At 73.5% G+C, this 18900-nt stretch carries 19 protein-coding genes; 4 read left to right on the top strand and 15 right to left on the bottom strand.

The features are described from left to right. Positions 1-18 precede the first annotated feature (18 nt). Positions 19-750 (bottom strand): spheroidene monooxygenase, encoded by a 732-nt coding sequence (locus ACIBH1_RS23930; protein ID WP_397316105.1) that lies wholly within the window; start codon positions 748-750, stop codon positions 19-21. On the opposite strand from ACIBH1_RS23930, the gene ACIBH1_RS23925 reads away from it, so the two are divergent. Beyond that, on the top strand, positions 713-1297 hold the full coding sequence (locus ACIBH1_RS23925) for a glycerol-3-phosphate acyltransferase (RefSeq protein ID WP_397316104.1): 585 nt from the start codon (positions 713-715) through the stop codon (positions 1295-1297). The genes ACIBH1_RS23930 and ACIBH1_RS23925 overlap by 38 nt on opposite strands. Here ACIBH1_RS23925 and ACIBH1_RS23920 read toward each other — a convergent pair. From ACIBH1_RS23920 to sigK, 10 genes are all read right to left on the bottom strand, one after another. Next, positions 1242-2366: a glycosyltransferase gene (locus ACIBH1_RS23920; protein WP_397316103.1), complete on the bottom strand. Its 1125-nt coding sequence runs from the start codon at positions 2364-2366 to the stop codon at positions 1242-1244. The genes ACIBH1_RS23925 and ACIBH1_RS23920 overlap by 56 nt on opposite strands. Then, positions 2363-3811 carry a phytoene desaturase family protein gene (locus ACIBH1_RS23915; RefSeq protein ID WP_397316102.1) on the bottom strand — a complete coding sequence of 483 codons (1449 nt, stop codon included), beginning with the start codon at positions 3809-3811 and terminating at the stop codon, positions 2363-2365. Before ACIBH1_RS23915 ends, ACIBH1_RS23920 begins: the two co-directional genes overlap by 4 nt. Continuing rightward, complete coding sequence (locus ACIBH1_RS23910) at positions 3799-4569, bottom strand: carotenoid biosynthesis protein (RefSeq protein WP_397316101.1); 771 nt, start codon at positions 4567-4569, stop codon at positions 3799-3801. The genes ACIBH1_RS23915 and ACIBH1_RS23910 overlap by 13 nt, the downstream gene beginning before the upstream one ends. Then, positions 4566-5477 carry a phosphate acyltransferase PlsX gene (gene plsX / locus ACIBH1_RS23905; protein ID WP_397316100.1) on the bottom strand — a complete coding sequence of 304 codons (912 nt, stop codon included), beginning with the start codon at positions 5475-5477 and terminating at the stop codon, positions 4566-4568. Before plsX ends, ACIBH1_RS23910 begins: the two co-directional genes overlap by 4 nt. After that, complete coding sequence (locus tag ACIBH1_RS23900) at positions 5474-6373, bottom strand: phytoene/squalene synthase family protein (RefSeq protein ID WP_397316099.1); 900 nt, start codon at positions 6371-6373, stop codon at positions 5474-5476. Before ACIBH1_RS23900 ends, plsX begins: the two co-directional genes overlap by 4 nt. Next, positions 6370-7815 carry a phytoene desaturase family protein gene (locus tag ACIBH1_RS23895; protein ID WP_397316098.1) on the bottom strand — a complete coding sequence of 482 codons (1446 nt, stop codon included), beginning with the start codon at positions 7813-7815 and terminating at the stop codon, positions 6370-6372. The genes ACIBH1_RS23900 and ACIBH1_RS23895 overlap by 4 nt, the downstream gene beginning before the upstream one ends. Then, on the bottom strand, positions 7812-8822 hold the full coding sequence (locus tag ACIBH1_RS23890) for a polyprenyl synthetase family protein (RefSeq protein ID WP_397316097.1): 1011 nt from the start codon (positions 8820-8822) through the stop codon (positions 7812-7814). The genes ACIBH1_RS23895 and ACIBH1_RS23890 overlap by 4 nt, the downstream gene beginning before the upstream one ends. A 111-nt stretch (positions 8823-8933) precedes the next feature. Then, positions 8934-9443 (bottom strand): hypothetical protein, encoded by a 510-nt coding sequence (locus ACIBH1_RS23885; RefSeq protein ID WP_397316096.1) that lies wholly within the window; start codon positions 9441-9443, stop codon positions 8934-8936. Between the two features lie 66 nt (positions 9444-9509). After that, entirely contained in the window at positions 9510-10229 is a 720-nt protein-coding gene (locus ACIBH1_RS23880) for an anti-sigma factor domain-containing protein (RefSeq protein ID WP_397316095.1), read from the bottom strand. Then, positions 10226-10819: an ECF RNA polymerase sigma factor SigK gene (sigK, locus tag ACIBH1_RS23875; protein ID WP_397316094.1), complete on the bottom strand. Its 594-nt coding sequence runs from the start codon at positions 10817-10819 to the stop codon at positions 10226-10228. Before sigK ends, ACIBH1_RS23880 begins: the two co-directional genes overlap by 4 nt. Positions 10820-10951: 132 nt before the next feature. Here sigK and ACIBH1_RS23870 point away from each other — a divergent pair, with 132 nt between their 5' ends. Together ACIBH1_RS23870 and ACIBH1_RS23865 are read left to right on the top strand one after the other, a co-directional pair. Beyond that, positions 10952-12508, top strand: coding sequence for a molybdopterin-dependent oxidoreductase (locus ACIBH1_RS23870; protein WP_397316093.1), 1557 nt, complete (start codon positions 10952-10954; stop codon positions 12506-12508). Positions 12509-12552: 44 nt separating this feature from the next. Next, complete coding sequence (locus tag ACIBH1_RS23865; RefSeq protein ID WP_397316092.1) at positions 12553-13167, top strand: fasciclin domain-containing protein; 615 nt, start codon at positions 12553-12555, stop codon at positions 13165-13167. Here the strand turns inward: ACIBH1_RS23865 and ACIBH1_RS23860 are convergent. The 4 genes from ACIBH1_RS23860 to ACIBH1_RS23845 are packed head-to-tail and all read right to left on the bottom strand — an operon-like array spanning position 13164 to position 17754. Next, positions 13164-14000, bottom strand: coding sequence for a carbohydrate ABC transporter permease (locus tag ACIBH1_RS23860; protein WP_397316091.1), 837 nt, complete (start codon positions 13998-14000; stop codon positions 13164-13166). The two genes, ACIBH1_RS23865 and ACIBH1_RS23860, sit on opposite strands and share 4 nt — an antisense overlap. A gap of 19 nt (positions 14001-14019) precedes the next feature. Further along, positions 14020-14898: a carbohydrate ABC transporter permease gene (locus ACIBH1_RS23855; protein ID WP_397316090.1), complete on the bottom strand. Its 879-nt coding sequence runs from the start codon at positions 14896-14898 to the stop codon at positions 14020-14022. A gap of 5 nt (positions 14899-14903) precedes the next feature. Beyond that, entirely contained in the window at positions 14904-16244 is a 1341-nt protein-coding gene (locus ACIBH1_RS23850; RefSeq protein WP_397316089.1) for an ABC transporter substrate-binding protein, read from the bottom strand. Positions 16245-16248: 4 nt separating this feature from the next. After that, positions 16249-17754 carry an alpha-N-arabinofuranosidase gene (locus tag ACIBH1_RS23845; RefSeq protein WP_397316088.1) on the bottom strand — a complete coding sequence of 502 codons (1506 nt, stop codon included), beginning with the start codon at positions 17752-17754 and terminating at the stop codon, positions 16249-16251. A gap of 120 nt (positions 17755-17874) precedes the next feature. Between ACIBH1_RS23845 and ACIBH1_RS23840 the strand changes: the two genes are divergently transcribed. Further along, the gene (locus ACIBH1_RS23840) at positions 17875-18891 is read left to right on the top strand and encodes a LacI family DNA-binding transcriptional regulator (RefSeq protein WP_397316087.1); all 1017 of its coding nucleotides are present in this window, start codon (positions 17875-17877) and stop codon (positions 18889-18891) included. Positions 18892-18900 lie beyond the last annotated feature (9 nt).

The following is an 18900-nucleotide window of genomic DNA, read 5'->3' as shown; positions in this document are numbered from 1 at the left end:
TACGGCACGCGCCGCGCGTCAGGCGAGCGTGCCCTTGAGCGGGTCGTCCCCGTTCCAGGCGCCTTCGGAGGCGTAGGGACGGAAGCGGGCGAACAGCTCCTCGCTGTACCAGCGTTCGGCGCGCACGTGCTCGATGACGCGGGTGTGCTCCCCCTGGGCGTAGGCGAAGCGGCGCATCGTGCCGGCGTCGCGCCACAGCGAGAAGGTGGCCTGCCGGGCCAGGGGCCACTCGCCGACGCCGACGGAGGCGAGGCAGCCGTCCTGGCGGGCCAGGAGCCGGTCGACGTCCGGCACCACCCGGTAGAAGGCGACCAGCCGCGACGGCCTGATGGACGCGCGGGTGAGCACCGCCACCGGTCCACCCGTGTCGCCGGCGGGGCGTGGGTGCGGGCCGGGCAGGGGGTCGACACCGCCCCAGCGGCCGCGCGACGCGGTCGGCGCCAGCCGTACGTGCCAGCTCTCCTCGGCCTCGCGGCGCCAGCGGGCGCTGAGGGCCGAGGAGGCGAGGAACGACTCGAGGTCGGCCTCGCGTCTCCACACCGCGAACAGCGCCCACCGGCGCAGGTCCGCCCCGAGCGACATGGACCGGCCGCGGCCGGTGCCCATCAGCCGCCAGAACGCCAGGCCCGCCGTCGCCCGCAGCACCGGGCGGTCGAAGGCCATGTAGCGCATCGCGCTCGCGGTGCCGTACCTGATGAGGTGGAAGGACGCGATGTTCTCCGAAATCCTGCCGGTCGTCGTCTCGGTCATCGTCGGCTACCTCCTCGGTTCCGTGCCGGTCGCGGTGCTGGTGGCGCGGAGCCATGGGTTCGATCCGCGCGGGGTGGGAGACCGCAATCCCGGCTTCTGGAACATGAAGGAGCAGCTGGGGTGGCGGGCCGCCGTCCCGGTGTTCGCGGGTGACATGGCCAAGGGCGCCGCGGCGGGCCTGGCCGCGCTGCTGATCTGCGCGCTGGCGGACGGTCCGCGCCTGCCGTCCCTGTACGCCGCGGTGGCGGCGGCCATGATCGGGCACGCGTGGCCGGTGTTCGCGCGGTTCAGGGGCGGCAGGTCGGTGCTGACGTTCGCGGGCGGCATGGCGGTGATCAGCCCGCCGGCGTTCGCCCTGGCCCTGGTCGCGCTGGCGCTGGTGGCGCTGGTGACCAGGTCGTTCGCGATCGGCGCGCGCGTGGGCGTGTTCGGGCTGCCGGTGCTGCAGTTGCTGTTCGATCCGGCGCTGCAGGTGGCGGCGACGGGTGCGCTCATGTGCCTGATCGGGTTGCGCTTCGGGCAGGCCGCTCTCGCCGAGCGGGGCTGAGCCCGGAGCCCGGGTAGGTGCGGCCGCGCCAGGTGCGCGCCGGCCGCACCGTCGCCTGCGTCAGCCGTACGGCCGAGGCCACGTCGAGCAGCGGCGACAGCGCGAGACCCGGTCCTGGTGAGGCGTAGCTGCGCCGGAAGGCGGCGGTCAGCAGCCAGCGCGGCACCAGCAGCGCCAGGTCGAACGGGGTGGGCCGGCCGAGCAGCAGCCGGAGCGAGGGCAGGCCCATGGTGAGCCAGACGACGGCCAGGTCGGCCGTCTGCCATCCGGGCGAGGTGACGTCGGCGAGGGGAAGCGAGCGGCCCCATTCGCGCCACACCTCGGTCACCGAGTCGTGCATGTCGACGGCCAGCAGGTCGCTCGCGTCGAGGAAGGCGACCCGCCAGCCGGTCGCCGCCAGGTGGCGGGCGAGGGCCACGTCGTCGGTCATGGACGCCTTGACGGCGGCGAAGCCGTCGGCGGCGAGCATGCGGTCGCGGCGGAAGGCGGTGCACTGGCCGTTGGCGATCGTGCGGTGCGGCGGGGGCACGGTTCGGGTGCTGGAGGGCCCGAAGCGGTAGACCAGGGTGGCCAGCATGGAGGCGTGCAGGGCCTGCTCGGCGGGGCTGCCGCAGTCGAAGCGGGGCGCGGCGGTCACCAAGTCGTGGTCGGACAGGGCGGCGGCCATCGCGCCGACGAGCCCGGGGGCGGGGCGGGTGTCGGCGTCGAGGGTCACCACGACGGGGTGGGCAGCGGCGCTGACGCCCTGGCGCAGCGCCCACTGCTTGCCGACCCATCCGGGTGGGAGGGGGCCCGCGGGGACGACGCGGGCGCCGAGGCGGGCGGCGAGCTGGGCCGTGCCGTCGGTGGAGGAGTCGTCGACGACGATCACCTCCGCCGCGGCCGGGTCGGCGAGGACGCCTTGCAGGCAAGGGGCGAGCCTGGCCTCCTCGTCCCTGGCCGGGATGACCACGGAGACGCCCCGGGTGTCCGTCACGGGGCGCAGGGGCGGGGGCCGGTGTCGGCCGCGGGCGAGGCGCGCGGCGACCGCCGCCGCGGCGGCGGCCTGGGCGAGCGTCAGCGCCTTCACGAGCCGCCTGCCCTTCCCGCGGGGAAGTCCCGCGCGACCAGGGAGTCCACGATGCGGGCGCCCAGGGTCACCATGGGCAGCCCGCCGCCCGGGTGCACCGAGCCGCCGACCAGGTACAACCCGCGGCGCGGACCCCGGTTGCCGGGCCGTCGCAGCGAGCCGAGCCTGCCGTGCGTGACCGTCCCGTAGATGGCGCCGCCCCACGAGCCGTACCGTTCGCGGATGTCGGCGGGCGTGAACAGGTCCACGAACCGCAGCCGTCCCGCCAGGTCGTAACCGCGCCGCGCCAGGCGTTCCAGCACCAGGTCGCGGTAGGACTCGGCGCTCATCGGCCAGCGCTCTGGGTCGCGGGCGGGGACGTTGACGAGCATCACCCAGTTCTCCGCGCCCTGCGGCGCCTGGGTGGGGTCGTCGACAGCGGAGCAGCCGATGTAGACGGTCGGGTCCAGCGGCGGCCGGGAACGTGTGAAGATGTCGCCGAACTCGTTCTCGTAGTCGGCGGAGAAGACCACGGAGTGATGGGCCAGGCCGGGCGTGCGGCCCGTCACGCCTGCCAGCAGCAACAACGCCGAGGACGAACGCCCCAGCCGGGCGATGGCGCGCAGCCGCCGGCGGTCGGGCAGCAAGTGCCCGTAGAGCGCGGCGCTGTCGGTGTTGGCCACCACGATGTCCGCCGCCAGCCGCTCGCCCGACTCCAGCCGCACGCCCGTGACACGTTCCCCTTCCGACAGCACCCGCTCGACGCCCGTGCCGGTGACGACCTCGACGCCGCCCTGCTTCAGCAGCAGGGCCAGCTCGTCTGCCAGGCGGGGCAGACCGCCCGGCACGTACCAGCCGCCCTGCCCGTGCTCCAGCGCCGGGATGCAGCCGAGCGCGGCGGGCGCCAGGTACGGCGAGGAACCGGCATAGGTGGCGTAGCGCCCGACGTACTGCCGCAACCGGGGATCGGTGAAGAAGTGCCGCGCCAGCCCCGCCAGGGTCCGGGCGGGCGCCACGGCCAGCAGGTCGGAGGGCCGGGCGTCGGCGGGCGGACGCACCAGCGGCCCGGCGAAGACGGTGCGCTCGGCCGCTCGCAGGCATCCCTCGGCCCAGCGGTGGAAGGCTCGCCACGCCGTACCCTGGCCGGGCGAGAACGCCTCGACGGCCCCGGCCATGCGCTCGGGGTCGCGGTGCGCCGTGAGCTCCGTGCCGTCGGCGAAGCGGTAGCGGCACAACTCGGCGGGCTCGACGAACTCCTGGCGCAGCCCCAGGTCGCGGAAGAGCTGCGGCATGGTCAGCAGCGAGGGCCCGAGGGAGAAGGTGAAGCCGTCGCGCCGGTGCTCGGCGAGCTTGCCGCCGAGGCGGTCACGGCGCTCGATCAGCCGCACCTCGTGGCCCTGGCGGGCCAGCAGCAGCGCGGCGGCCATGCCGCCCATGCCGCCGCCGATGACGATCACTGCTGCCACGCGGGGCTCCTTCTCGTGGTGCGGGTCCTGATCCAGGCGGTGGCGGCCAGAGCGCCCATGGCCAGCCCGCCGGTCGCGGCCACCAGCGGGTCGGTGGGGCGGAAGACCGCGGCGAAGGCGAGGGTCTCCATCACGGCCATGGTCGTGTACAGGGCCAGCAGCGCCCGTCCAGGCTCCGGCAGCAGGCGCTCGAAGAGCACCATGATGAGCGCGGAGACGAGCAGCCAGCCGGCGAAGTTGGTCAGGGGCACGTCACGGTAGGGGCCGGGGTCGTGCCAGACCCACAGGCCCATGCGCAGCATCTGCGGGTCGAGGAACAGGTCCCAGGCCGTCATGGCGACCGCCCCGACGGCGATGCGGGCCGGGCCCGGCGCGGTGATCGCGGCGGCCACGGCGTGCGCGGCCAGGCCCATGCCTCCCCAGGCGAGCGCCACAGCGAGCGGCACTCCGGCCACCTGCGGCTGCAGGAGACCGGTGTAGTGGTAGGCGCCGAAGGGGAAGCCGGTGTTCACGCCGGCCAGTTCGGCGAGGTAGCCGATGACGACCGCGCCCCCCAGGGCGGCGGCCGCCGCACGCCATCCGGCCCGCGCGGCGGTGAAGCAGGCGGCGCTCGCCGCGAGCACCAGCACGATGGCGGTGGTGTAGGCGGAGGGCCGCTCGCTCAGGCCGGAGGCCACCTGCAGCGCCACCATCGCGGCCAGGAGGAGCGCCCCGGCAAGGGTCCACCGCCCCCGGTCGCCCCTGTCGAGGCCGGTCATGCGGCCGCCGTCCTGGCCACGACGCAGGCGCGCGCGATCGTGGCCGCCGAGGACGAGCCGTGCGCGACGATCACCGGGCCGCGCAGCCCGAGCAGCGCGGCGCCCCCGTGCGTCTCCGGGTCGTAGCGCCTGGCGACCTCGCGCAGCGCCTCCGGCGCCGCGATCCCGGCCTGCGCCGTCATCGCGAGCGTGGTGCGCACGCACCCTTCGATGTTCTTCAGCACCACGTTCCCGGTGAAGCCGTCGGTCACGATCACCTCGACCAGGCCGGAGAGCACGTCGGTGCCCTCGACCGGACCGGCGAAGCGCACCGGCGCCTGCTCCAGCAGCTGTTCGGCCTGGCGCGCCAGGCGGTTGCCCTTGCCGCGTTCCGACCCGATCGACAGCAGCCCGACGAGCGGCTCGGCGACCGACAGCACGGACCGGGCGTAGCCGGTGCCGAGCCCGGCGAACTGCGCCAGCATGGCGGGCGTCGGATCGGCGGTGGCGCCCGCGTCGACCAGGACGGTGGCGCCACCGCCCAGCGTGGGCAGAGCCACGGCCAGCGCGGGGCGCAGGATCTGCTCGGCCCGGCCGATCCGGCGCACCGCGCTGGCCACGATCGCGCCGGTCGAACCGGCCGACACCAAGGCCGCGCCCCCCTGCCGTACCAGGTCGCAGCCGATCGCGAGGCTGGAGCGCGAGTTCAGCGCGGCGGCCGGCCCCCGCTCGGTCATGGGGATGGCGTCGGGCGCGTGCACGATCTCCAGCTCGCCGCCCTGCCGGTCGAGCTCCTTGCGCAGCTCCGGCTCGCGCCCGACGAGGACGACCGGCACGCCGTGTTCCCGGTGCGCCAGGAGCGCCCCGGCGACGGTCTCGGCGGGACCGTGGTCGCCGCCCATGGCGTCGAGGACGACCTGCCCGCTCATGGCACCTCCACGGTGACGCGCCGCTCGGCCCGGCCGGCGGTGGTGGAGGCGGCCAGGTGGCGGGTGAAGATGGCGAGCCTGCGCCGCCTCGGCACCCGGGCCCGGGCGGCCAGCACCTCGTGACCCGACTGCTCGATCACGGCGAGGATGTCGCCGTACAGCTCGTAGGCGGCCCTGATGCAGGGTCTCGACGACGGCACGAGCAGGTCGATGCCGGCCAGCGCGGCCGCGTAGTGCTCACGGGCGCGGGAGATCTCGAAGGCGACGAGTTCGCGCACGGCGTCGCCGGAGCGCGGCCGCCGCAGGTCCTCCTCGCCGACGCCGAACGCGGCCAGGTCCTCCTGCGGCAGGTAGATCCGGCCGCGTTCGAGATCCTCCGCCACGTCACGGACGAAGTTGGTGAGCTGGAAGGCCAGGCCCAGCTGGCGGGCGGGCGCGCGGGCCGCGATCTCGGCGCCGGGCTCGGCCTCCAGGACGGGCAGCATCATCGTGCCGATCACGGCGGCCGAGCCCTCCATGTAGCCGAGCAGGTCGTCGTAGGTGGCGTAGCGGGTGACCGTCAGGTCGGCTGTCATGGCGGTGAGGAACGCGCTGATGTCGGCGTGGTCGATGCCGAAGGAGCGCACGGTGTGCGCGAAGGCGGGCAGGACCGGGTCGTCGACCGGCCGGCCGTCGAGGGCACGGGCGGTGTCGTCGGCCAGGACCCGCAGGGCCTGCGCCCGGTCGCCCGTGGCGGTGAAGGAGTCGACGATCTCGTCGGCGTAGCGGGCGAAGCCGTACAGGGCGTGCACGTGCCGGCGTTTCCAGGCGGGCAGCAGCAGGGTGGCCAGGTAGTAGGAGCGCCCGTAGCCGGCGTGCAACCTGCGGCAGCGTTCGTAGCTCGCGGTCAGGGTCATGACGTCTCTTTCAGGATGCGGCGGGCGGCCAGGCGCCCGGAGACCAGCACCGGCGGCACTCCCACCCCCGGGGCGGTGTGCATGCCGGCGAAGTGCAGCCCGGGCACGCGTGGCGCGGCCCCCGAGGGGCGGAACCAGGCGGTCTGGGTGAAGCGGTGGTCGAGCGCGAACGGGGTGCCCGCCGTGTGGCCGAGCCGCTGCCAGGCGGGCGGGTCCAGCACCAGCCGCGGCCGGCCGGACAGGTCGCCGTAGCCGAGCTCCTCCAGCCGCCCCAGCAGCCGCTCCTCCAGGCGGGGGCGCAGCTGCCGCCAGTCGGCGCCGGTCAGGTTGGGGGCGGGTTCGAGCGCGCTCAGCTTGGGCTGGTCGTCGTCGGGGCAGGTGAGCAGGATGCTGGGGTCGGGCTGGGGGCGCCCGCGCTCCAGCGCCTCGAAGGTCGACTCCCAGGCGCGGCCGAAGTGCAGCGTGTGGTGGGCCTGGCCGGGCGGGCGGCGGTCGAGGGCGATGTGCAGGACGAGGCACGACGGGGAGAAGCGCGGCCGCGTCAGCCGCCAGTCCGCGGCCCCGCGCGGCAGGATCGAGCGGGCGGTGAAGCGGTCGCCCGCCATGACGGCGTGGGTGGCGGTCAGGTGCTCGCCCGAGTCGAGGCGCACGCCCGTCACTCCCTGCCCGCCGGTCGTCACCTGGACGGCACGCGTGCCGTACAGGATGGGGACCTGCAGCTTCTCCAGCAGCGCGGCCAAAGCGGCGGGTACGGCGTGCATGCCGCCCGAGCGGGGGAAGTAGACGCCGCCGACGGTGTCCATGTGCGCGATGACGGCGTAGATGCCCAGCGCCCGCTGAGGCGACATGCCCGCGTACAGGGCCTGGAAGGTGTGCGCCCTGATCAGCCGCTCGTCGGTCAGGTGGGCGGCGGCCAGCCGGTCGAGGCGGCGGAAGCCTCCCATCGACGCCAGCCTGAGCAGGGCCAGCGGCCTGGCCAGCGAGCGCAGGCGTGTCATGTCGGCGTCGATGAACGCCGGCCACTCCTCCCGGAACATGCGCTCCAGCAGGTCGCGGTAGCGCCGGTAGCGGGCCGCCTCGGCGGGGCCGCACAATTCGCGCACGTGATCGGTCATGGCCTCGAGTTCCGGCACCACGTCCAGGTGGGAGCCGTCGGCGAAGGCCAGCCGGTAGGAGGGGTCCAGGCGGCGCAGGGGCAGCCAGCTGTCCATGTCCTCGCCCGCGGCGGCGAACGTCTCGGCCAGCAGGCCCGGCATGGTGAGCACGGAGGGGCCGACGTCGAAGTTGTGGGATCCGAGTCCGGCCACGGCGCAGCAGCCGCCCGGTTCGTCGCGTGCCTCGACCACGACGACCTCGCGGCCCGCGGCGGCCAGGTGCACGGCGGCCGACAGCCCGGCCAGGCCCGCGCCGATGACGACGGTACGGCCCGCCCGGCGCTTCACCGCTCCCTCCTGGTGGCCTTGACGGCCAGGTCGGCGAGCGCCGCGACGGCGTCGGGCGCCAGGCCCCGCGCGTTCTCCAGGGCGCCCACCCCCTGTTTGACCAGCGTGGCGATGCGTGCCTCGACCTCGTCCAGCGCGCCGCAGGAGCGGATGAGCTCGCGGGCCTGCCCGATGTCGGCTCCGGCGGTCTCGAGCAGCAGCTCGCCGTCGGCGCCGGCGCGGGTCCTGGCCAGCTCCAGCAGGAGGCTGTTCTTGCGCAGCCGCAGGTCGCCGCCGGATGGTTTACCGGTCACGGCGGGGTCGCCGAAGACGTCCAGGACGTCGTCGCGCAGCTGGAAGGCCTCGCCGACGGGCAGCGCGTAGCCGGACAGCAGGCGTCGTGTCCCGTGGTCGCCTCCGGCCAGGACGTGGCCCAGGTGGAGCGGCCGTTCGACGGTGTACTTGGCCGACTTGTACCTGGCCACGGTGAGGGGCGGCGCGGTTCCGCTCAGGTCGAGCAGTTGCCCGCCGACCGCCTCGACCCGCAGCTGGTTGAGCACCTCCAGGGCGGGCGCCAGGCGTGGCCCGAGGTCGAGCAGGGCCGCGTCCGCCCAGGTCAGGGCCAGCATGCCGACGAGGGTCGCGGCCGATTCCCCGAAGCGGGCGGAGCCTCCGTGCGCCGCCAGCGTCAGGTGGGCCGACGGGTGCCCGCGCCGAAGCTCGGCCTGGTCCATGACGTCGTCCAGGACCAGGGCGGCGGTGTGCACGAGCTCGACCGCGCAGCCCGCGGACAGCACCGCCTCCAGGTCGTCGTCCCGCCCGCCCGCGGCGCGGTGTCCCCAGTAGACGAACAGGGGGCGCAGCCGCTTGCCGGATGCGCCCAGAAAGGGGGCGAGCGCCTCGCGAAGCATCGTCACGTGCGACTCGCCGACGAAGCCGAGCTCGTCCAGCCGGCGCGCGATGAACGTGCGGAAGGTGGCGTCGGCCAGGCTGCGCACGTGATCGACGGGCGCGGTCGCTATGGTCATGCGCTGACTCCTTCAAATGTTCAGCTTGCTTAACGTCCCTTCGCAGCGGCTGTGACAGCGGTTGCACATGGTCGCGAAAGAACACGAAGGAAGCGGAGAGTCAGCGGTCGCTCACGCTCGCCCCCGTCGACTCGGCCACACGACGCGGGCAGCCCAACCTCCCGCGGCCAGGCCCGCGACCGCCGCCAGGCCCAGGATGACCAGCCGGTGGAGGCCGGCGTCCTCGGCGAAACGCTGGCCGCGCGTCAGCAGGATCAGGAGGGACGCCGTGAGGATCGCCGCCCCGGCGGCGCAGATGACGCCCAGCACGACGGCGGCCAGGGTGGACGGCCAGCGCCGCCCGGAAGGTTCTGGCGAGATGGGCGGCAGCCGGCCGGCGATGGCCTCCGGCGCCTCCCCGACCTCGCCGAGGACGCTGTGCGACGTGGTGCCGGAGGCGCTCTCGCTCAGGCAGACCCACTGCCGCTCGTGGGCGAACACGATCGCCCTGCCGCCACCCGGATGCCTGAGCACGGCGTAGCGTTTCCCCTCGGGGAAGGCCTTCACCCGGTAGCCGACCTCGGGCCTGAGGGTGTCGAGCGCGTCGAGGATCCTGTCGAGCCGACCGTCCGCCGGTTCCATGCAGAGCACACCTCCCTCCTCGTTCCTTCGAGAGGAGTGCGCCGGCCGGATGCCTCGAATCCGATCTCATGACGACGGCAGGGGCAGGACGGCCAGCGGCCGGGTCGTGGGCTGCCGCGAGCCTCCCCTGGGCTCGATCGTGATGCCGAGCCGGTCACCCGCGCGGATCGACGTGGCCAGGACGGGCGCGGGGTCGTCCGGCATGAGGCCGGCCGAGCGGATCTCGTCGGCGCCGATGAGCCACAGCTGGTAGTCCTGCGACGGCGGCAGTGCCCGCATCCCGGCGGTGACCAGGACCGCGCTCGCCTTCTGGGGCGAGTAGATCGCCGTGGCTGTGGCCTCGCCGACCCGCGCCGAGACCCGGCGGCTGTCGGGGGCGGCCAGCACGGCGGCGATCCGCTCGCCGGTGGCGCGCTCCGCGTCGAGCTGGTCCTGAGCGCGCAGGAACAACACGCCCGCGAGCACCGCGGCCAGCGCCAGGACGGCGGCGGTGACGCGGGAGGCGGTCAGGCGCCCGCGCAGGCCGGGGCGCCGGTCGGGGGCGGCCGCCACGATCGGCGGCGCCTGCCGTACCCTGCCCACCTCGGACAGCACCCGCGCCTTCAGCGCCGGCGGCGGCGCCAGCTCCACGCTCGCGGCCAGGCGCGCGGCGGTCTCGCGCAGGCTCCTCACCTCGTGCTCGCAGTCGGGGCACGCGTTCATGTGCCGCTCGAAGGCGCGCAGCTCGTCGGGGGGCAGGGCGTCGAGAGCGTAGGCGCCCGACAGCGTGTGCACGTTCTCGTTCATGCTTCCACCCCCAGGCAGTCACGCAGTCGGATCAGGCCGTCGCGCATCCGGGTCTTGACCGTGCTGAGGGGGGTGGTGAGCAGCGAGGCCACCTCCGGATACGAGTAGCCACCGTAGTACGACATCGTCACGACCTGGCGTTGCAACTCCGTCAGCCTGTCGAGACATCTGCGGACCCTCTCGCGTTCCAGGTTGCCCGCGACCGTCTCGATCACCACGTCGTAGTCCTGGCCGGCCATCGCCCGGTGGCCCGCGGCCACGTCCCGCTCCGTGCTGGCCTGCTCCGAGCGCACCCGGTCGACCGCGCGGCGGTGGGCGACGGTGGTCATCCACGCCATCGCGCTCCCCCGCGCCGCCTCGTAGCGCGGCGCGAGCCGCCAGATCTCCAGCAGGACCTCCTGGAGCACCTCCTCGGCCTGGCTCGGGTCGCGCACGACGCGGATGACGACCCCGTAGAGCGGGGCGGCGATGTGGTCGTAGAGGCGGGAGAAGGCCTCCTGGTCGCCTCTGCCCACCCTGGCCAGCAGGTCGGAGACCGGTGAGGCCGCGCGCGGCGGCGGGTCCTTCGGTCGTGTGTCGGGGCCGGTCATCGCTCGCTCCGTCCGCTCGTGTCCCTCGTCACTGGTGCATTCGGAGCGCGGGACGTCACGGATGGGTGATGCGATCTCACCCTTGGTGAAAGTCCGACCAAGCCGCGGGGCGTCCGGCTCCGAATACCTGGTGTGAGACGACGTGAACGCCGCGTTATCCGGGCAGGTGGGGCCGGCCTCGCCGGGCTCGCCGCCGCGCTGGGCGTGGCCGAGCTCGTCGCCCGGGTCACCGGCGAGCAGGGCTCGCCGGTGGTGGCGGTGGGTGGCGTCGCCATCGACCTGGCGCCGGCGCCGGTGAAGGAGTTCGCGGTGCGGACCTTCGGGACGGCGGACAAGGTGGTGCTGGTGGGCGGGATCCTGCTCACGCTGGCGCTCGCCGCGGCGGGCCTCGGGGTGCTCGCCGTCCACCGGCGCACGGCGGCGATCGCGGGCGTGGGCGCCCTCGGGCTGCTCGGGGGGCTCGCGGGGGTGGCGCGGCCCGCCTGGGTGCCGCTCGACCTGCTGCCCGCTCTGGCGGCGTCGCTCGCGGGGGCCTTCACGCTCGCCGCGCTGACCGTCCTCGGGAGTGCGGCGCACCCCGATCTCGGGCGCGGGCCGGGCGGGCCCGATGTCAGGCGGGCGCGAGGTGGCGGGCGGGCGCGAGGTGGCGGGCGCCGGACGGTGTTGCGGGCCGGGCTGGGCGTCGTGGCGCTGGCGGGCGTCGGCGGGCTGGCCGTACGGCTGAGCCCCGCCCCCGCGCCGCGCCCCCTCGCCCTCCCCCGGCCGGCCAGCCCCGCAAGGCCCCTGCCCAGCGGCGCCGACCTGGGCATCCCCGGCCTGTCCCCCTTCACCACGCCCGGCGCCGACTTCTACCGCGTCGACACCGCCCTCTCGGTCCCCCGCCTCGACCCCGCCGCCTGGCGGCTGCGCGTGCGCGGCCTGCGCACTCTCGACCTGGGCCTGGACGACCTGCTCCGGCGCGGCCTGATCGAGCGCGACATCACTCTCACCTGCGTCTCCAACGAGGTCGGCGGCCCGTACGCCGGCAACGCCCGCTGGCTCGGCGTGCCCCTGGCGGCGCTGCTGCGCGAGGCGGGCGTCCCGGCCGGCGCCGACCAGCTGTTCAGCACCTCGGCCGACGGGTGGACGTGCAGCACGCCCCTGGCCGCCGTGCTCGACGGGCGCGACGCCATGCTCGCCGTCGGCATGAACGGCGGCCCGCTCCCGGCCGAGCACGGCTTCCCCGCCCGCCTGGTCGTCCCCGGCCTCTACGGCTACGTCTCGGCCACCAAGTGGGTCGTCGACCTGCTCGTCACCCGCTACGCCACCGATCAGGCGTACTGGACCAGGCGCGGCTGGGCGACCGGCGCGCCCGTCAAGACGGCCTCCAGGATCGAGGTGCCGGCCCCGCTCTCCACGCTGCGCGCCGGTCCCGTGACGGTGGCCGGCGTCGCCTGGGCCCAGGGCCGCGGCGTCACCGCCGTCGAGGTCCGCGCCGGGCAGGGCGCCTGGCAGCGGGCCAGGCTCGCTCCCGTGCCCAGCGCCGACACCTGGGTCCAGTGGTCCTGGACCTGGCAGGCCGAGCCCGGCACCCACACCCTCGAGGTCCGCGCGACCGACGGCACCGGCCGCGCCCAGACATCGGCCCGGGTCCCGCCGTTCCCCGACGGGGCGACCGGCCGGCACTCGGTCGTGGTCACCGTGAGGTGACCGGCCCCTCAACCGCACAAGTAACCGCAACCAAGGAGAATCCCATGAATCACCGCTTCGGTTTCCTCGCCATCGCCGCCACGGCGCTCATCGTGGCAACGGGCTGCAGCTCAGGCGCCGCCGGGAACGCCGCCGCCGGCCCCGAGCCCGCCGCCGCCTCGTCGAGCCCGGCCGGCCCGGCCATGGCCGACGGGCCGTTCGGATCGGCCTGCTCCGCCGTACCGGCCGACGGCGAAGGCAGCTTCACCGGCATGGCCGACGACCCGGTGGCCACCGCCGCGTCGAACAACCCGGTGCTGTCGACGCTGGTCACGGCGGTGAAGCAGGCCGGCCTGGTGGACACGCTCAACTCCGCCAAGGACGTCACCGTCTTCGCGCCCACCGACGACGCCTTCGCCGCGATCCCGAAGGAGACGCTGGACAAGGTGCTGGCCGACAAGGCCATGCTCACCAAGATCCTCACCTACCACGTGGTGGCGGGCAAGAAGGCGCCGGCCGACCTGGCCGGCGCCGAGCTCACCACGCTGCAGGGCGGCAAGCTGACCGCCAAGGGCTCGGGCGAGTCCTACACGGTCAACGACGCCAAGGTGGTCTGCGGCAACGTGCCCACGGCCAACGCGACCGTGTACATCATCGACAAGGTCCTGATGCCGAGCTAGCCGCGGATGCCCGACCGTGAGATGCCCTCGATGACCCATCGCTGGGCCACGAGGTAGAGCAGGATCACCGGGAGGCTGGCGATCACCGCTCCGGCCATCAGCAGGTCGTAGCGGATGTTGTTGGCCCCCTGGAAGTTGCCGAGCCCGGCGGGGAGCGTGAGCGCCTCCGGGCTCAGCAGCACGTAGATGGGCCACAGGAAGTCGTTCCAGTTGGCCAGGAACGACAGCAGGAAGAGCGTCGCCAGCGCCGGTTTCGACAGCGGCAGCGCGATCGAGACGAAGATCTGCCAGCGGTTGCACCCGTCGAGCTCGGCGGCCTCCTCCAGCTCCGTGGGCAGCGTGAGGAAGAACTGGCGCAGGAAGAACACCCCGAAGGCGCCGGCCACGGCCGGGACGATGACGGCGGGCAGGCTGTCGACCCAGGCCAGCTCGTTGACGATGAGGAAGTTGGGGATCAGCAGCACCACGGGCGGCACGAAGAGCGTCGCCACGATCATCGAGAAGATCGGCGTGCGGAGGCGGAAGCGCAGCCTGGCCAGGGCGTAGGCGGCGGGCGCCGCGGTCGCCAGCACCAGCACCGCGTGCCCGGTCGCGGCCAGCAGGCTGTTGAGGAACCACGTCAGGACCGGGCTGTCGGGGCTGGCGAGGATCTCGCGGTAGGCGTCGACGGTGACCGGATCCGGCACCCACTGGGGCGTGGTCGACTGGGCGGCCTCGCGGGTCTTGAACGAGGTGACCAGCATGTAGAGCAGCGGGCTGAGGTAGAGCGCCGCGATCACGGCGAGCACGAGGTGCAGCAGCGCGCGCCGCAGCGAGCGCAGGTCTCGGGTCATGGTCTGCGCCTGTTTCCGGTCATGGTCTGCGCCTGTCTCTGAAGGCGCCGAACACCAGGACGCTGGCCGCCATGAGGAACGCCGCCAGGATGAAGCTCATCGCGGAGGCCGTCCCCATGTCGAACTGGCGCAGGCCGGTCTCGGCGATCAGGTAGATCGCGGTCTTGGTCTGGTCGGCGGGGGCGCCGGCGGTGATCAGGTAGGACTGCCCGAACATGTTCGCCGAGGCCAGGATGGTGGCGTTGACCACGAACACCACGACGGGACGCAGGCCGGGCAGGGTCACCGCCAGGAAGCGCCGCCACGGTCCCGCGCCGTCGACCATCGCCGCCTCGTGCAGCTCGCGCGGGATGTCCTGCAGCCCGGCCAGGAAGATGACGGAGTTGAGCCCCAGGGTCCACCACACGGTCACGCCCACCAGGGCGATCCAGGCGGGCGGCAGGTCCGTCGTCCACTGCACGTCGAGCCCGAGGTAGTGGTTGACCAGGCCGATGTTGCCGTCGAGCAGGAAGCGCCACAGCAGGCCGACCACGGCCACCCCGAGCACGTAGGGCGCGAAGTAGACGGCGCGGTAGACGTTGCGCCCGGCGAACCGGCCGTTCATCAGCAGCGCCACCAGCAGCGGGAGGACGACGAGGATGGGGACGGAGGCCACGGTGAAGATGCCCGTGGCCCGCATCGCCGTCCAGAACCGTCCGCCGTCGACGCTGCCGGGGTCGAACAGCTCGGCGTAGTTGCCGAGCCCGACGAACGGCTTGGAGGGCAGGTTGATGTCCCACTCGTGCAGCGAGGTCCAGAACCCGAAGGCGATGGGCACGATCATGAAGACCGTGAACAGCGCCAGGTACGGGGCGAGGAACGCGTACGGCGTCCACCACCGCATGCGCCGTGCCGTCACACCGGTCACTGAGCGTACTTCCGCTTGTTGTCCGCCAGGAGCTTGTCGGCCGTGGCCACGCCCTCCTTCAGCGCGTCCGCCGGGCTCGACTGCTTGAGCACGGCCTTGGCCACCGCCAGCTCCAGCGCCTTGCTCTGCACGTCGCCCACCCCGGGCAGGGCGGGCAGGAAGTGGAAGAGGCCGACGTCGGCGGCCAGCTTGACCTGGGGCAGCTCGGCGACCTCCGGCGCCTGCCTGGCGGAGTTGCGCGCCGGGATCATGCCGGCCTTGGCCCACTCGGTGGACTGGCGGCCCATCTGGTCGATGAACACCTTGGCGGCCTGCACCTTGTTGGCGTCCTTGCCCGCCTGGGAGGTCAGGACGAAGTTGTGGGAGGCGCTCCAGGCCGCGGCTGTCCCGCCGATGTTCGGGATCGCGGCCAGGCCCCACTTCAGGCTCGGCGCGTTGCCCTTGAGGTCGTTGATCTGCCAGATGCCGTCCCAGGTGAGGCTGACCTCGCCGTTCTTGAAGGCGGCGTACTGGCTGTCGATGGCCACCTTGGCGGGGCTGTGGCCGTCGTCGATCTGGCGGACCATCCAGCTCAGCGCCTCCACGCCCTGCTCGGACCCCCACAGGGCCTGGGTGCCGTCCTCGCTGTACAGCTCGCCGCCGTGCTGCCAGAGCAGGCTCATGAACATCAGGTGCGCGGGCCACTTGTTGGGCATCCAGAAGGGGTGGGCGACCCCCGACTTCTTCAGCTCGGCCAGCGCCTGCTCGAAGCCCGCCTTGTCGGCGGGCGCCTCCTGCAGCCCGATCTTCTCCAGGTGGGCGCTGTTGTAGTAGTCGGCCAGGCAGTGCACGTCGAGGGGCACGCTGTAGCGTTTGCCCGCGTAGACGCCGGCGTTCCACACGGCCGGGATGAAGTCGCTCTCGGTGAGCTCCAGCGCGCCCACCACGTCGTCGAGCGGGATGAGCACCTGGCGGGCGGCGAAGGTGCCGATCCAGTCGTTGTGGATGATCGCCACATCGGGGCCGTTCCCCGCGGTGATGGCGGTCGGGACGGCGGGGTAGAGGTCCTCCCAGCGCCGGGTGACGTTGCGCACCTCGATGCGCCCCGCGTACTTCTTGTTGAAGGCGTCGACCATGGAGCGCATGTGCGGGCCGTCGCCGCCGGTGAACCCGTTCCAGTAGCTGAGGGTGACCTTGGGACCGGTGTAGTCCCCGCCGGTGAACGAGGGCGCGGCGGCGGTCGGCGAGGCGGCTCCGGAACCGATCCTGGTCCCTCCGCCGCACGCCGCCACGGCCGCGGTCAGGCCCGCCGCTCCCGTCAGGCCGAGAAAGCCGCGACGGCTGAGGTGGTGCGTCATGTCCTTACTCCTTTACGGCGAAGCGAACCATGGTCCATGAGGTCGGAGGGAGGGTGAGCGTGGCCAGGCGGTCCTGGTGGCGCAGGCCGGAGCCGGGGCGCGGCACCACGCGGTACGGCTCGGCCGCGCTGTTGGCGGCCGTGGGGTCCTCGTCGGCGAGTTCGACGTGCTCGACGGGTTGGAGCCCGCCGGGGAGCACGACGTCCAGGTCGCAGGCCGCACGCCGGTCGCGGTTGACGACGAACAGCGTCACCGCCCCGCTGGCGGGGTCGTGGGTGGCCGTCGCCCAGACGGACGGGACCTCGCCGTACTTGGCGGTCTCGATCGCGGCCGACTCCGGCTCCACGCGCAGGACCTCGCCGCGGGCGTGGCGGGCGGTCAGGGCGAAGGGGTGGAAGACGCTCTGCCGCCAGGCGGGCCCGCCCGGCTCGGTCATGATGGGGGCGATGACGTTGGCGAGCTGGGCCTGGCAGGCGATGCCCACCCGGTCGGCGTTGCGCAGCAGCGTGATGAGCAGGCTGCCGACGACCACGGCGTCGGTGACGTCGTAGCGGTCCTCGATGAGCCGGGGGTGCCTGGCCCAGTCCAGCGACGACTCGCCGCCGAAGCGGCTCTGGTACCACACGTTCCACTCGTCGAAGGAGAGCCGGAGCCGTCTGGGGCTGCGGAGCGTGGCCGCGACGTGGTCGGCGGTGGCGGCGATGGAGCGGATCATGTGCTCCATGTCGGCCGCGCTGGCCAGGAAGGAGTCGGCGTCCCCGTCGGAGGGGTCGTAGTAGGCGTGCAGGGAGATGTAGTCGACGAGGTCGTAGGTCTCCTCCAGCACCTGCGCCTCCCAGCTGCCGAAGGTCGCGATGGAGCTGTTGGAGCTGCCGCAGGCGACCAGGGAGAGGGTGGGGTCGAACCGTTTGAGCGCGCGTGCCGTCTCGGCGGCGAGCCTGCCGTACTCCCTGGCGGTCTTGTGGCCCATCTGCCAGGGGCCGTCCAACTCGTTGCCCAGGCACCACAGGCGGATGTCGTGCGGCTTGTCGGCCCCGTGCGAGCGGCGCAGCTCCGACCAGCGGGTCCCGGCCGGGAAGGTCGCGTATTCGACCAGCTCCAGGGCCTCCGCGACGCCGCGGGTGCCGAGGTTGAGCGCCATCATCGGCTCGACCTCGGCCCTGGCGGTCCAGGCCATGAACTCGTTCAGCCCGAAGCTGTTGTCCTCGACCGTGCGCCAGGCCAGGTCGAGCGTGGTGGGCCGGTGCTCGGCCGGGCCGACGCCGTCCTCCCAGCGGTGGTTGGAGACGAAGTTGCCGCCCGGGTAGCGCACCAGCGTGACGCCGAGCTCGCGCACCAGCTCCAGGACGTCTTCGCGGAAGCCGTCCGGTCCGGCGCTCGGGTGCCCCGGCTCGAAGATCCCCGTGTACACGCAGCGGCCCATGTGCTCGACGAAGCTGCCGAACAGGCGTGGTTCCACCGGGGCGACGCGGAAGGCGGGGTCGAGGGTGAGGCGGGCACGAGTCGTCAAGGGGATGGCCTCTCCGTCGGGGGGCGGTCGTGTGTTGCAGTGTTTCTACAACGTTGTTCCAACGTTGTAAATGGGGCGGGAACGTTTACGATCGACTGCGACACCGAAGAGGGGGACGTCATGGGAGCGAGCCTGCGGGATGTGGCCGAGCTGGCCGGTGTGTCGGTCAAGACGGTGTCCAACGTCGTCAACGGCTACACCCACGTCTCGCCCGCCACCCGGCTCAAGGTCGAGGACGCCCTGACCCGGCTCGGGTACCGGCCCAACCTCTCGGCCCGCAACCTGCGGCAGGGCCGTACCGGCGTCATCGCGCTGGCGCTGCCCGAGCTCGACGCGCCCTACTTCGCGGAGCTGTCCAGGTTCGTCATCCAGGCCGCGGCCGAGCACCGCTGGCTGGTCGTCATCGAGCAGACCGACGGCAGCCTGCGGCGCGAGCGGCAGGTCCTCGACGGGGTGCGCGACCACCGCGTCGACGGGCTGATCTTCAGCCCCATCTCGATCGGCGCCGACGAGCTGGCCGCGCGCACCGACGACACCGCGCTGGTCCTGCTCGGCGAGCGCATCTACGACGGGCCCGCCGACCACGTCGCCATCGACAACGTGCGGGCGGCACGCGACATCACCGAGCACCTCATCGGCCTCGGCCGCACCAGGATCGCCGCGCTGGGCGTGCAGGACCAGTCCGTCAGCGGCACCTCTCCGCTGCGGCTGGCCGGCTACCGCGAGGCGATCGCCGCCCACGGGCTGGCGGAGTTCACGGCCGAGGTCGAGCGTTTCCAGCGCGCGGAGGGGGCCGCCGCGATGACCAGGCTGCTGCGCTCGCCGTCGCCGCCCGACGCGGTCTTCTGTTTCAACGACCTGCTCGCGCTGGGCGCGATGCGCGCGGTGCTCGCCTCAGGCCTGCGGGTCCCCGAGGACGTGGCGCTCGCGGGGCTCGACGACATCGAGGACGGCCGCTACAGCACGCCCACGCTCACGACGGTCGCGCCCGACAAGGCGCAGCTCGCGGGCATGGCGGTCGACCTGCTCAAGCTCCGGCTCGACGGCCGGTCGGCCCGGCCGCCGAAGGAGATGCGGGCCGGTTACCGGCTGATGATCCGCGAGAGTACGACGGGATTCCGGCCCGCCCCGGTCTGAGCCGCGCCC

This window comes from Nonomuraea sp. NPDC050663 (assembly GCF_044456985.1).
GTDB lineage: Bacteria > Actinomycetota > Actinomycetes > Streptosporangiales > Streptosporangiaceae > Nonomuraea.
This window is presented reverse-complemented; position numbering and strand designations above follow the sequence as displayed.